The sequence below is a fragment of the Blastococcus saxobsidens DD2 genome, assembly GCF_000284015.1.
Lineage (GTDB): Bacteria > Actinomycetota > Actinomycetes > Mycobacteriales > Geodermatophilaceae > Blastococcus > Blastococcus saxobsidens_A.
The window spans coordinates 866898-879711 of the sequence record NC_016943.1 but is presented as its reverse complement, the minus strand read 5'-3'; the positions used below and the strand labels follow the sequence as shown (position 1 = coordinate 879711).

Sequence of the window (12814 nt, the reverse complement as noted above, 5' to 3'; positions counted from 1 at the left end):
GTCATACCGTGACCGACGCCATCGCCTCGGCCAGCAGCTGCACCGACCGCAGCCGGCCCTCGAGCGACCCCGACTGGTGGGCGACGATCAGCTCGTCGGCGTCAGCGACCTGCACGAAGCCCTCGAGGTGCTCCCGCACCTCGGCCGGGGCCCCGACGGCGGTGTGGGTGAGCATCGTGCGCACGTGCTGCCCGGCGCCCTGGGCGAGCAGCTGGTCGGCCTGCCCGTCGGTGAGCGCCTGGCCGCGGCCGAACAGGCCGATGGCCAGGTTGCGCCGGACGGCGGCGAGCTGCTCCTGGGCGGCTGCGGTGCTGTCGGCTGCGACGACGTTCACGCCGGCGATGACGTAGGGCCGGTCGAGCTGGGCCGAGGGCGTGAACTCCCGGCGGTAGGCGGCGACGGCGGGTTCGAGCATGGCCGGCGCGAAGTGCGACGCGAATGCGTAGGGCAGGCCCAGGGCGGCGGCGAGCGTGGCGCCGAACATGGACGAGCCGAGGATGTAGAGCGGGACCCGGGAACCCTTGCCGGGAATGGCGTCGACCCCGGGCACGCGGCTCTCACCGGCCAGGTACGCCTGCAGCTCCAGCACGTCCTGCGGGAACGTGTCGGCCGAGTTCGGATCGCGGCGCAGCGCGTACATGGTGTTCTGGTCGCTGCCCGGGGCGCGGCCCAGTCCCAGGTCGATGCGCCCCGGATACATCGCGTCGAGGGTGCCGAACTGCTCGGCGATCGTGAGCGGCGAGTGGTTGGGCAGCATGACCCCGCCGGCACCCAGCCGGATGCTGCTGGTCTGCGCGCCCACGTGGGAGATGAGCACGCTGGTGGCCGACGACGCGATCGACGGCATGTTGTGGTGCTCGGCGTACCAGACCCGCTCGTAGCCGTGCTCCTCCGCGCGCTGCGCCAGCGCCACGCTGGCGGCGATGGCGCTGCTCGCGGTCTCCCCGCGCGGGATCGGGGCCAGGTCGAGGACGGACAGCGGAATGCTCATGTGCGGTGCAGGCCTTTCACGTCGGTTACTCGGCGCAACACCTGCTGTGGACGGCTGCTTCCCGTGAGCGGGTGCGCATACGCCCGATCCCAGCGCCGCGAACCGGGCGTACCCGCACCCCGTCGTCAGACGGTCATCGGCTCTGCAGCGCGTCCAGGGCCACCGCCATCGACGCGGCGACGCGGAAGTCCAGCCGCGGATCGGGCACGGTGACGGTGTAGTGGTCGCGGAGGGCGACCCGCTTCTGGCTGCTCATCACCAGCGCACCGGTCCGGGTGTCGGTGAAGTCGAAGTGGAAGACGAACGGCACCGGGATGCTGTTCAGGAACGGGATGAAGTTCCAGACCCGGCGCAGCACCGCGATGAACTGGTTCCGCTCCTGCCCGACGGCCTCCACGCCCGGGGCCGAGAGGTTCCAGGTGGAGCGCAGCAGGCTGGCCCCGAACTGCTTGCTGAAGTAGCCCATCGGCCGGCCGTACTCGTCGAAGACGTCGTGCTGGGCACCGACGTCCAGCCGCTGCCGGGCCTTGAAGGAGAACACCCGCCGGCTCTTGGACTCGTCGGCGAAGAAGGCGACCTCCTCGCGCAACTTCATCCGCTTCTGCTCGGCGAGGGCGATCAACTGCCCCTCGCTGCCGTCGGGGTCGGCCGCCAGGATGTCGTAGCGGTTGACCATCACGGTGACCCGCTGCCTGATGAAGAACTGCGGCACCAGCATCGGGGCGGGCGGCTGGTGCTCGGGAGGAACGGTCACGTCGGTGCTCCGTGGCAGGTCGGTGGCGGGGGCGGGCCCATCCTGTCGGAACCGCCATGGTCCAGGAACCGGCTGCCCGCCGTGTCCCGCACGCGGGTGACCGGGTCGATCAGCGCGCCCGCCCCCCGGTCAGCGCCTCGTGCAGCCGCCGGACGAGCTGCTCGAGGGGGCTCAGGGGCTCGTCGCTGCCGGACGGTGCGGGCGGGACGAGCACCCAGAGCAGCAGGTAGATCAGGATCCCGGCGCCACCGGCGACGGTGAGGCCCACGAAACCGACCCGCCAGAGGACGGCATCGATGCCGCTGTGGTCGGCGAGGCCACCGCAGACGCCGCCGGCCATCCGGTCGGTGCTGCTGCGGCGCAGCCGCGGCCGGCCGGGCGTCTGCTGCGGGTCGGACGGGGCGGTGGGAGGGAGCGGGTTCGTCATGCCACGAGCCTGCCGAGAGGGCGCCGTCGGGACCATCAGGTGACGCCCGGATCCGTCCCTGGTTCCGGGGTCAGGGTCTCCCCTACCGGCCGGCCGTCTGCGGGGACGAGCGCACGCCCCGGATCGTCCCGTGCGAGGTGGACCCCCTGCCCTGAGCGGCGGTCACTTCAGCGGCAGCGGCGTCGTGTCGCCGTCCTCCCGCGGGCCGAGGATCCAGCGTTCCTCCAGCGCGATCGGCACGTCGTTGATGCTGGCCTCCCGCCGGCGCATGAGGCCCTCCGCGGTGAACTCCCAGTTCTCGTTGCCGTAGGACCGCCAGGTGCCGCCCGCTGCGTCCTGCCACTCGTACTGGAACCGCACGGCGATCCGGTCGTCGGTGAAGGCCCACAGCTCCTTGCGCAGGGCGTAGTCCCGCTCGCGCTCCCACTTGCGGGTCAGGAAGGCGACCACCTCGTCCCGGCCGGTCAGGAACTCGTCCCGGTTCCGCCAGACGGTGTCCTCGGTGTAGGCCAGCGCCACCTTCTCCGGGTCGCGGGTGTTCCACCCGTCCTCGGCGGCCTGCACCTTCTGGCGGGCGGTCTCCAGGGTGAACGGCGGAAAGGGCGGACGGGACATGGGGCCTCCTCGATGCGACGGCCGCTTCTCGACCGCCCGCCCCTACCCTGCCCGGAGTACGCGGGAGCGGCGAACGCGCCGGTGCGATGAGTTCCGGGCCGCGGCCAGGTCTACTTCCCGACGAACCGCTGCACCGAAGGAGAATCCCCGTGGGACACATCGCCGCCTCGCTGTTCACCACCGTCGACGGCTCGGCCGAGCGGCCCGACCAGTGGCACTTCCCGTACTTCGACGAGGCGATGGGCGAGGCCGTCGATCGCCACATCGGCCGGTGCGAGGCCTACCTGATGGGCCGCGTGCTGCACGACCAGTGGTCGCAGTACTGGCCCGGCAACGACACCGACGAGTTCGCCGACTTCATCAACCCCATCCCGAAGTACGTGCTCTCCACGACGCTGGAAAGCTCGGACTGGGCCGGCACCACCGTGCTGCACGACCTGGAGGAGGTGCGCGCCCTCAAGGAGCGCACCGAGGGCACCATCGGGATGTCCGGCAGCCTGGCCACCGTCCGCTCGCTGCTCGAGGCCGGCCTGCTCGACGAGCTGGTGCTGCTGGTCGACCCGATCGTGGTCTCCGGCGAGCGGCGCTGGGCCGACGAGCTGGGTCGCACGCCGCTGGAGCTGGTCTCCTCCGAGGCGCTCCCGACCGGCGTCCTGCACCTGGTCTACCGGCCGGCACCGACGGGCTGACACTCCCGCGCAGTGTTCGAGGGGGCGTCACCCGGCGGACACCCGCGGCGCCCACTCCGGCGGCATGAGGCAGCGCGGCCGGGGAAAATGCGGAACATGGCGACCAACCCCCGCATCGCGCCGGTCGAACGGGCGACCAACCGGTCGTGGGACGAGTGGCTCCGGTTCATGGACGGGATCGGCGCCGAGAACCTCGACCACCGGGCGATCGCGCTCAAGGTCTACGAGGAGCTCGACGGCACCATGGAACAGGCCGGCTGGTGGACCCAGTCGGTGACCGTGGCCTACGAACAGCACGTCGGCCGGCGGATCCCGGGGCAGCGCTCCGACGGCACCTTCCAGCTGAGCGTGAGCCGGTCGACGCCGCTCGGCATGCAGGACCTGATGGACCGGTGGCAGGAGTTCGCGGCCGCCGACGAGGCCGTGCACGGCATCGTCGTCGACGGCGAGCCACGGATCAGCGGGACCGACCGGCGGATCACCTGGCGGACGAAGGCGCGGGACGGGTCATCCGTCGTCGTCACCAGCGAGCCGAAGAAGAACGGAACGGCGTCGCTCGTGGTGAACCAGGTCGGACTGGCGACGCCGGAGCTGAACGACGGGGCGCGGGAGCGGTGGGTCGCCGTCGTCAGCCGGCTCCTCGAGAGAGCCTGACCCGCCGCCGGATCCGGGCGGCGGGCGTCCGCCGGAACACTGGATCGAAATACCGCCACGCCCTTGACGTGTCCGGCCCGACGGAGAACGTTGGGGGATGAGGCGGGCAACGATCCCGCCCCGGCCACCGGCCATCACGCCGGGTCACCCGAGGGCCGCCGGAGTCGCGACGGACCGACGACTCGCGACACCGTTTCCGGCCTCCCGCCCGGCGTGCGACACCGAGAGGACGTCAGCATGCTGACCTTGACCACGAACGCCGCCACCACCATCCGCACCCTCGTGGAGGGCTCTGAGGTCCCCGACGCCGGAGGGCTGCGGATCGCCAAGGAGCCGGGCGCCGGGGCGCTGACCTTGAGTCTCGCCGCGCTCCCCGCCGAGGACGATCAAATCCTCGACGCCTCCGGAGCTCGGCTGTTCCTCGATCCCGAAGCCGCGGTGATGCTGGACGACAAGACCCTCGACGCCGGGGCCGACGCCGAAGGTCGCCTCACGTTCGGGATCGCCGAGCAGGGCGCCTAGCCCTGGCGCGCACTGATACCGATCACGTCGCGAACAGGAGGACCGTCATGACCACGAGCACCGAGACCGGCAGTGTCACCGGCACCAAGGACAAGGACTACAACCTCATCTGGTTCACCGAGGCGTCCTTGAGCAACGCCCTGCGGATGGAGGCCTACATCCAGGACGCGGAGCGGGACGGCGACAGCGAGCTCGCCGAGTTGTTCCGCCGCGCCCAGGCCGAGAGCCGCAAGGGCGGGGAGCAGGGCAAGAAGCTTCTCGCCAGCCGTCTCCGCGGCTGAGGACCGGGAACAGCCCGAGGTCGGCGGGTACCCGGCCGGCGGGATCGATGCCGCCGGCCGGGGACCCGCCCGCGCCCGCACAGCAGCGCCCAGGTGGCCGACCGACCCGGCTCCCATGGAGCACGGCCGGATCCCCGGCGTCCATGTGATGCGCGATCGCCCCGGAATCGGCAGGCTCGACACCGTGGCCGAGCTGCGGCGGTGACGGAGGTCCGCGGCCTTCAGTCGGGAGCGACGTGGAACGCAGCGAGATCCTCATCATCGGTGGCGGCAACGCCGGCATCTCCCTGGCGGCGCGGTTGCTCCGCGACAGCGCCCGGGACGTCACGATCGTGGCTCCGCAGCCGGTGCACCGGTACAAACCGCTGCTCAACTACGTCGGTGGCGGCGAGGCCACGATGCCGGACCTGGAGCGCCGGATGGCGGACGTCGTCCCGGACGGATGCACCTGGATCCGGGACAGCGTCGAGGCCGTCGATCCGGCCGCGATGACCGTGCGCACGCGCGGCGGGCGGACGCTGCACTGCTCGACCCTCGTCCTCTGCCCCGGCCTGGTGGAGGACTGGGAGGCGACCCCGGGGCTGCAGCAGGCGTACGCCGACGGGTGGGCGGCGTCCACCTACGTGCCGGGCAGCGCGCCGCAGGTGTGGCCGCGGCTGTCGTCGCTGCGTACCGGCTCCGTCGTCTTCACGATGCCGCCGGAACCGGCGTCCTGTGCTCCGACCGCGCTCAAGCCGCTGCTCATGGCGTGCGACCACTGGCGCCGCGTGGGCGTGCTCTCCTCCCTCGAGGTCCGGCTCGTCCTCCCGGCACCGACTGCGACGGGTGTGCCGGAAGCCGACCGGGTCCTGGACGACGCGTTCGACGACTACGGCATCGAGGTGCTGCGCGAGGCGCAGATCGAGCGGGTGGACTGGGACGTCCACTCCCTCACCATCGCCTCCCGCACGGGCCGCCGGGTCCTCGACGACGTCGCCTTCGCCCACGCTGTCCCGCACTACCGGGCACCGGGCTGGATCGCGGACGCCGGCCTGAGTGCCGATGCCGCGCCGGGCCTGGTGGACATCGACCCGCAGACGCTGCGGTCGCGCGGGCACGGGTCGATCTGGGCGATCGGCGACGCGGCCGACGTCGCCACCCGTCCCTCGGGTGGAGCGCTGCGGAAGCAGGTCGACGTCCTCGCCCGGAACATCGCCGCCGCCCGGGACGGGACACAGCTGCAGCGCTACGACGGGTACACGGTCATGCCGATCACCGTGAGCCGGCGGAAGCTGATGCTCGTCGAGGTCGACCGGGACAACCGGCCGATGCCGTCGGTGCCGTTCGTCGACCCGATCAAGCCGCGCCGCGCGACCTGGTTCGTCGACCGCTACGTGCTGAAGCAGATCTACTTCCGCCGCATCCTCCGCGGACGGGTGTGAGCTCAGTCAGACGTTGAAGCGGAACGTTCCCTGCGTGATTGAGCGATCTTGAGCATGACTGGAAGCCGGGGTTGACCTGCGCTTTTGCCGTTGGGTGATGTTGGTGGTCGACGGCCTCGAATGAAATTCTTGTGGACTGAGTGTTGCCTGACGTCCACGCGCTCGGGCGTGTCGCAGAGCGTTCCGCGACGAGCAAATCCGCACTCTCGGTGACGGTCGCGGTGTCTCCTCCGAAGGCCGGTGGCGCAAGTACCCGCTGGCAATTCGCGTGCCGCTAGACGGATCGCGGGGGGGCTCACCGCCCCATACCAGGTCCGGCACCCGGCCGTGGTCCGGGGCTCAGTGGTGGCGGTGGCACATGGATGGGCCGCTGGTTCGGGGTTGTCCGAACGTCGCCTGCTCGGCGGGCGGCCCGCTCGGCGTTCCGTCGGCGGGCGCGCCACGCGTCGTGCTCCTGGGCGAGCCGCTCGGCAGGCTGCACCCGGGCCGGTTCGGCGCCGGGGACGGCGAGGTGTTCGGCCCTGAGGGTGGCGATGCGCGCCCGGGCGTCGGTGAGCTCCTGCCGGGTGGCGGCGATGTCTCGGTCCAGCTCGGCGAGCCGCGCCTGGGGCTCGGGGGTCCAGGCGGCGGGTTCCAATCCTCGGAGTCGCTGGTCGCGTTGGCGGTGGGCCTCGGCCAGCGCGGACCGGGCCTGCTCGTACTGCTGCCGGGCGGCGACCGCGGCGGCGCCCTGGGCGCCGTGCTCGGGGTGGGCGGCTTCGGCGGCGCGTTGAGCGGAGGTGTCGAGCGCAGCCCACAGCGCGGGCCGGTCGTCGAACCAGCCAGCCAGGCGCGCGAGCTCCTTCGGATCGCTGGGCAGGGAGGGAACGTGGGCGCGCCACCGCTCGGCCCAGTCGGCGAGCTGCTCTTTGGCGCGGGCGACCGCGCCCCGGCGCAGCCCGAGCCGGCCGGACCCGTCGAGCACGACCTTCGCCGCCGCGCGGGCGGCGCCGCGTTCGCCGTCCCAGGAGCCCAGCAGTCTGTCGCGGATCCGGTCGGCCTCGGTGGCGACCGCGGCCGCGCTGGCCTGTGCCCGCTGATGAGCCTGCTGGGCGGCGATCGCCGCCCGCTCCCGGACGGCCTCCAGCCTCGCGAGTTCGCCGGCGTGGGGAGCTTCGAGCGTGACCACCTCCCGTAGCTGGTCACGCTGCGGCTGCCAGAAGGCCAGCCGGTCCAGGCAGTTCTGCTCGACGGTCCACGCCCGGTGCAGGTCGGCCACGACCTGCTCCAGCGGACGTGCGGAGTAGCGGGCGGCCTCGGCGGCGGCCTGTTCGGCGGCGTGAGCGGGGCCGAGGTCGGCGCGGTCACGGGCGAAGACGGCGACCCACTGCTCCCTCGCCTCGTCCGCGTCGGCGGCGACGAGGTGAGCGGTGTTCGCCTCGCGTCCACGGGTCATTCCGACGTACGCCGACGCGGCACCGGTGTGCTCCCCGACCACCAGATGGGCAGCGGTGACGCTGTCACCCTGCGCGCCGTGCGCGGTGGTCGCGTACGCGAGCTCCAAGTGCGCGGTGACGTAGTCGCCCGGCAGCCACCGCTGCCGCGTGGCGGTCGGGCTGGCAGATGCAGGAACAAGTCCGGCTGGGGTGACATCGGCGGGGGTGACACGCAACCCGCCGTCCCGGCCGACGCCAGTGACGATCCAGACGTCGCGGTTGGCGACATCGAGGTCGCGGTCGTTGCGGCGGGTGGCCACCCGGTCGCCGACCCCGATCCGCTCCCCCGCGGCGGTGCTGACGACCCACGTGTCGTCGACGCGGCCAGCGACGACCAGCCGGCCGCGGATGGCGGCGTTGAGCATGGCGGCCTGGTCGCGGGTGTCGACCACCACCGCCACCTGGCGGCTGTCGGCGTACGACGCCACGGCGCTGGCGGCGATGGCCTCCCGCAGCACGTCGGGGTCAGGGTGCAATCGGATCTGCCCGCGGGCCAGCAGGGTGTCGAACACCTTGCCGGAGTCGTCGCCGACACGCATCGCAAGGGTCAGGTCCGCGTAGCCGACATCCGGCAGGGTGCGGCCGTCCGGGCCGATGCGGGTGAAGCGATGCACCCCCTGCAATGTCAGGTAGGCGTCGGCGTCGACCTGGCCGACCGCGAGGTCGAGGACGCCGCCGCGGCCGACTGCGGCCAGCTGGTGCCGGTCGCCGAGCAGCGCCACCCGAAGCCGGCACTCGTCGGCGATCGTCAGGACGGCTCGCGCGGTGTCCTGGTCGAGCATGCCCGCTTCGTCCACGACGAGAAGGTCGCCGGGCCGCAGCTGGGCGGCGTTGGCCGGGCCGCTGTAGACGCGGCCGGTGACCGGGTCGGTATCGCTGACCGCGAGGCGGGCCCAGGCGCCGTCGTCGTTCCAGCGCCAGCCGTACTCGTAGACCAGCCGGGCCGCCGACCCCGCGGCCGCGCCCACCTCCGCGGCGGCGACCTTCGCGGCCTTCAGCGTCGGAGTGACAACCACCAGCCTCCGCCCCTGTGCCTCGAGCAGACTGCGGGTCGCGGCGAGCGTGGTGGTCTTCCCGACACCGGCCGCGCCCTCGATCACGACCAGCGGCCGGTCGCCGACCAACGCGGTCACGGCGGCAGCTTGGCCAGCGTCCAGCCGCCCGGCACCCGGCGTGAGCGCGACCGGAGGTATCAGGTTGGTCGGCAGGGGTGTCAGGTCGGTGTCAGGTGTGCCGGCCGCGGCGCGGACGGCGAGCCGGGCGGTCAGGTCGGTCTCCACGGCGAGCACCGGGCGGGAGGTCCAGGCCCGGATGTGCTCGGGTATGCCGTCGCGGTCCAGCAGCGGCACGCAGCGTCCCAGAGCGCGGGCGGTGAGATCCTCGGCCAGCTCGATGCGTACCGCCGGCCCGGTGACGATGCCTTCGGCGGCGATCAACCGCTCCACCTCCCCGCGCACGTCCGCCGCGTTCCAGGCCGACCGGCCGGCCGCGAGCCGCGTCAGCGCCCGCCCCACGAGCTCGTCCCGGTTCAGCGCGCCGACCGGGGCGGGGACCAGGGGCACGGGCCTGCTCGGGGGCCGGAAGCCGAGGCGGTGCAGCTCCGTGCGCCAGCGTTCGGTCACGTTCACCCCCGACTGCGGGGTGACCTTGTCCGGGCGACCCTCGGCCCAGGCGCGCGTGTCCCAGGAGCGGCGCAGGGCGGGGCCGGGGTGTTCGCCCGGGTGCGCGGTGGTCCATTCCCGTTCGTAGCGATCCGCATTCCGGGCGATCTGCGCATGCCGGGCGCTGAAAGGACCGACATAGTCGGAGAGCTCCCGTATTTCTCCGGTCGCGTCCTTGGCGTACCCGTGCGCGGCGAACGTGGCATTCAATTCCGGGTCGGTGTCCATCGCCGCATGCCCGATCCCGTTGATCGCGGCGAGGGAGTCGCGCACATCCACTGTGAACATGCCGCGCCATTTCCCGGCGGCGAACACTCTGGACAGGAACTGGAGGTGCAGATGCCAGTGCGGGTCCCCGGCGCGGGAGGTGAAGTGCCGCACCGTCGCCGCCTCCAGCACCTCCACCGGCATCGGCACCTGCCCACCGCGCGGGCCGACCCGGGTGGTGGCGTGCTCGGACAGCCAGGCGATGATCTGCCCCGCGGCCCGGTCCTGCGCCGCCTCGTACGCCCGGGCGATGTCCGGGTGCAGCGCCGACGCGATCGACCAGGTCTTCGGCCCGTTCACGATGACCTCGACGAAGCGGACGGCGTGCTCGTCGTGGCGCAGCTGCCCTCGTGCGTCGTTGGTGGCCGGGTCGCGTCCGGCCACCCAGGTCTCGTACGCCTGGCCGGTCAGCGGGGCAAGCTCGGTCACCCGACCGTCGCCGGCCGTGAAGCGGCGGGCCACCCCGGTTCCCTCCGCCAGGTAGTAGTCATCCGCCCGGCTGCGGTCGACCTCGACGTAGTGCCGGGCGGCCGCAGGCGCGCCGGCGTAGATCTTCATCCCGCCCTGCATTTCTCAACGCCACCCAATAATGTCCAACGCGCCACCCCTAGAAACACCTACGGGCCCCGCGAAGCGGGGCCCTGGCTACCTCCAAAGGTAGTATGTGTGCCGTTCTTTCGTGAAGACCTGACCTTGGTTCGGGAAGACTGGAGTGGCGGGCGGAAAGACGCCGCGGGCGTCATGTCGTTGATCGTTTACGACAATTGTCGATTGAGAGCAGGTCGCCTTCTTTCGAGCTGCAGCTGCGGATGACGATCAGCTCCGCATGCACCGGCTCGCGTCACGTGGCCCTTGCGACCCGGTGGCGTGGACGTTGAGCGACAGGCGGATGACGAGGCTGCGAGCGGCTGGCAGGGGTGTCCCGGTTGTCCTCCCCCAGGTTCTATCGGTCGACGCAACGCCTTCTTTGAAGGCGGTCATTGGTGCATGCGCGACGGGATTCCGCTACTGGTATCCGGTTCCTGGCGGCGGTCAAGGAGGGGCGGGGTCTCAAACCGTCCGCCCGCGCCGCCGGGATCGGCAAGGAGACTGGCTACCGGTGGCTGCGGGAGGCGTTCCTCGCGCTGCGGGACGAGGGCCTCAGCGTCGAGCAGGCCGCGGCCGAGCTGGGCTACTGCTCGCCACTGATGGTCGACTGGGAACGGCAGCGACCGGGCCCCCGCGGGCGGCATCACCTGGCCGTCGACGCCGGGGTCGAGGACGCCTTCTGGCGCCGCTTTGCAGGCGGCGACTCGATCGGCGCCGCAACTCGAGCCGCCGGGGTGGGTCGCTCGACGGGCTATCGGTGGTGGCGCGCCCGCTACGGGCAGCTGCGCGAGCAGGGCCTGACCGCGCGGGCCGCCGCGCTGCGGCTGCGGATACCGACGCCCCTGACCAGGCAGTGGGAGGACCAACGGCGCCGCGCCGATGAGCACGCCCGCCGGGAGCGGGAGGCCCTCCTGCGGCGCGCGCTTCGCACCTCGGCACGCCATGCCGAGGAACTCACCCGCCGGCGGGCACCGCGCTCGGACGTGCTGGCGCGCGACACGCGCTACTGGGAGCTGATGCGTGCCGGGCTGAGCAACACCGCCGCCTCCACGATCCTGGGCGTGCACAGGAAAACCGGCGCACGCATCCGCGCCCGCCGCCACCAGCAGACCGCCCCGCCGTCCCGGCCCACCGAGCGCTCAAGCCGCTACCTGTCGCTGCGCGAACGGCTGCAGATCGCCGACCTGCTGCGGCTGGACTACTCGATCCGGGTGATCGCCGCCGAGCTGGGCCGCTACCCCTCGACGATCAAACGGGAGCTGGACCGACACCGCGACGAGCACGGCCGCTACCTGCCCCACCACGCCGATCACGTCCCGGCCCAGCAGCGCCGCCCGGCCCCGACAGCACAAGCTAATCGCCCACCCGAGGCTGCGCACGCTCGTCCAGCGCAAGCTCAACCGGTGCTGGTCACCCGATGAGATCAGCGGCTGGCTGCGCCGCACCTACCCGACCGACCCGACGATGTGGCTGTGCCCGGAGACGATCTACCGGGCGCTGCTGGTGCCCGGCGGCCAGGGACTGCACAAGCGCTACTGCCGCAAGCTGCGCACCGGCCGGCGGATCCGCAAGTCCCGCTGGCTGACCCGATCCGGGCACGGCGCCGCCGTCCGCGACATGACCATGATCGACCAGCGGCCAGCCGAGGTGGAGACCAAACAGCAGGCCGGGCACTGGGAAGGCGATCTCATCCTCGGCGTGGGGTGCGCCTCAGCGATGATGACCCTGCGCGAACGCACCACCCAGTACGGCATCGTGATCAACCTGCCGGTCGATCACACCGCCGAGACGGTCAACGCCGCCGCCACCGCCGCGTTCGCGCCCCTGCCCGCGCACATGAAACGCACCCTGACCTGGGACCAGGGCGTGGAGATGGCCCGACACCGCGAGCTGGCCCGAGCCACCGGCGTGGCGATCTACTTCGCCGAGCGCTGCAGCCCCTGGCAGCGCGGCGCGAACGAGAACTACAACGGCCTCCTGCGCCAGTACTTCCCCAAAGGCACCGACCTGTCCGTGCACACCGACGCCCACGTCGCCGCGGTCATGCACGAACTGAACACCCGCCCCCGCAAAGGCCTGAACTACGACACCCCAGCCGCCCGCTTCCGCGCCGAAATGCGAAGCCCTTCCCTCCCACCGTCACACAGCTAGGCTCTGCAACGAAGATCAACACGAGCTCGCGTTGCGTCGACCGCTGGAATCCACCCTCCCCCGTGCGGGAAGGTTCACCGGGCGGGTCTTACGGGACGGCGGACGAGCGGCACCTGCCCTGTCCTGCGGTGTTCCCGGCTGGGGGTTCGGCTTGTGAGACACGCGCTCATGCCGATGAGGGGTTGACCACGCTCTGCGGCAGCGCGCGCCTCGACGCCCCGCTGCTGACGGCTTCGGGCCGCGGGAGGAGGTGGCTCCGCACTGTCCTTCGAAAGCCTGCGGCGCGGGATTTCTGCTTGCGGCACTGTGCCGAACGGC

Annotated in this window: 12 protein-coding genes; 7 read left to right on the top strand and 5 right to left on the bottom strand. The window is 72.0% G+C overall.

The features are described from left to right. Position 1: 1 nt before the first annotated feature. The 4 genes from BLASA_RS04165 to BLASA_RS04150 form a co-directional block, all read right to left on the bottom strand. On the bottom strand, positions 2–991 hold the full coding sequence (locus BLASA_RS04165) for an LLM class flavin-dependent oxidoreductase (RefSeq protein ID WP_014374768.1): 990 nt from the start codon (positions 989–991) through the stop codon (positions 2–4). A 133-nt stretch (positions 992–1124) separates the two neighbouring features. Then, the gene (locus BLASA_RS04160) at positions 1125–1745 is read right to left on the bottom strand and encodes a hypothetical protein (protein ID WP_014374767.1); all 621 of its coding nucleotides are present in this window, start codon (positions 1743–1745) and stop codon (positions 1125–1127) included. A gap of 109 nt (positions 1746–1854) precedes the next feature. Further along, the gene (locus BLASA_RS04155) at positions 1855–2172 is read right to left on the bottom strand and encodes a PspC domain-containing protein (RefSeq protein WP_014374766.1); all 318 of its coding nucleotides are present in this window, start codon (positions 2170–2172) and stop codon (positions 1855–1857) included. A 162-nt stretch (positions 2173–2334) separates the two neighbouring features. Then, positions 2335–2787: a nuclear transport factor 2 family protein gene (locus BLASA_RS04150; RefSeq protein ID WP_014374765.1), complete on the bottom strand. Its 453-nt coding sequence runs from the start codon at positions 2785–2787 to the stop codon at positions 2335–2337. A 149-nt stretch (positions 2788–2936) separates the two neighbouring features. On the opposite strand from BLASA_RS04150, the gene BLASA_RS04145 reads away from it, so the two are divergent. From BLASA_RS04145 to BLASA_RS04125, 5 genes are all read left to right on the top strand, one after another. Further along, on the top strand, positions 2937–3476 hold the full coding sequence (locus tag BLASA_RS04145) for a dihydrofolate reductase family protein (protein ID WP_014374764.1): 540 nt from the start codon (positions 2937–2939) through the stop codon (positions 3474–3476). A gap of 96 nt (positions 3477–3572) precedes the next feature. Beyond that, positions 3573–4130 carry a hypothetical protein gene (locus tag BLASA_RS04140; protein ID WP_014374763.1) on the top strand — a complete coding sequence of 186 codons (558 nt, stop codon included), beginning with the start codon at positions 3573–3575 and terminating at the stop codon, positions 4128–4130. Positions 4131–4367: 237 nt separating this feature from the next. Beyond that, positions 4368–4652: a hypothetical protein gene (locus BLASA_RS04135; RefSeq protein WP_014374762.1), complete on the top strand. Its 285-nt coding sequence runs from the start codon at positions 4368–4370 to the stop codon at positions 4650–4652. A gap of 47 nt (positions 4653–4699) precedes the next feature. Further along, positions 4700–4933, top strand: a complete 234-nt coding sequence (locus BLASA_RS04130) for a hypothetical protein (protein ID WP_014374761.1) — start codon at positions 4700–4702, stop codon at positions 4931–4933. Positions 4934–5169: 236 nt separating this feature from the next. Continuing rightward, positions 5170–6354 carry an FAD/NAD(P)-binding oxidoreductase gene (locus BLASA_RS04125; protein ID WP_014374760.1) on the top strand — a complete coding sequence of 395 codons (1185 nt, stop codon included), beginning with the start codon at positions 5170–5172 and terminating at the stop codon, positions 6352–6354. 295 nt (positions 6355–6649) lie between these two features. On the opposite strand, the gene mobF is transcribed toward BLASA_RS04125, so the two are convergent. Further along, on the bottom strand, positions 6650–10315 hold the full coding sequence (gene mobF / locus BLASA_RS04120) for a MobF family relaxase (RefSeq protein ID WP_014374759.1): 3666 nt from the start codon (positions 10313–10315) through the stop codon (positions 6650–6652). Between the two features lie 425 nt (positions 10316–10740). On the opposite strand from mobF, the gene BLASA_RS25460 reads away from it, so the two are divergent. After that, the gene (locus BLASA_RS25460; RefSeq protein WP_014374757.1) at positions 10741–11766 is read left to right on the top strand and encodes a helix-turn-helix domain-containing protein; all 1026 of its coding nucleotides are present in this window, start codon (positions 10741–10743) and stop codon (positions 11764–11766) included. Further along, positions 11654–12496, top strand: a complete 843-nt coding sequence (locus BLASA_RS25455) for an IS30 family transposase (RefSeq protein ID WP_197536304.1) — start codon at positions 11654–11656, stop codon at positions 12494–12496. Before BLASA_RS25460 ends, BLASA_RS25455 begins: the two co-directional genes overlap by 113 nt. Positions 12497–12814 lie beyond the last annotated feature (318 nt).

Bases quoted from the DNA above. Each gene is read 5' to 3' on its own strand.
- BLASA_RS04135 (WP_014374762.1), top strand. From the start codon at position 4,368: ATGCTGACCTTGACCACGAACGCCGCCACCACCATCCGCACCCTCGTG.
- mobF (WP_014374759.1), bottom strand. From the start codon at position 10,315: ATGAAGATCTACGCCGGCGCGCCTGCGGCCGCCCGGCACTACGTCGAG.
- BLASA_RS04140 (WP_014374763.1), top strand. From the start codon at position 3,573: ATGGCGACCAACCCCCGCATCGCGCCGGTCGAACGGGCGACCAACCGG.
- BLASA_RS04155 (WP_014374766.1), bottom strand. From the start codon at position 2,172: ATGACGAACCCGCTCCCTCCCACCGCCCCGTCCGACCCGCAGCAGACG.
- BLASA_RS04130 (WP_014374761.1), top strand. From the start codon at position 4,700: ATGACCACGAGCACCGAGACCGGCAGTGTCACCGGCACCAAGGACAAG.
- BLASA_RS04165 (WP_014374768.1), bottom strand. From the start codon at position 991: ATGAGCATTCCGCTGTCCGTCCTCGACCTGGCCCCGATCCCGCGCGGG.
- BLASA_RS04150 (WP_014374765.1), bottom strand. From the start codon at position 2,787: ATGTCCCGTCCGCCCTTTCCGCCGTTCACCCTGGAGACCGCCCGCCAG.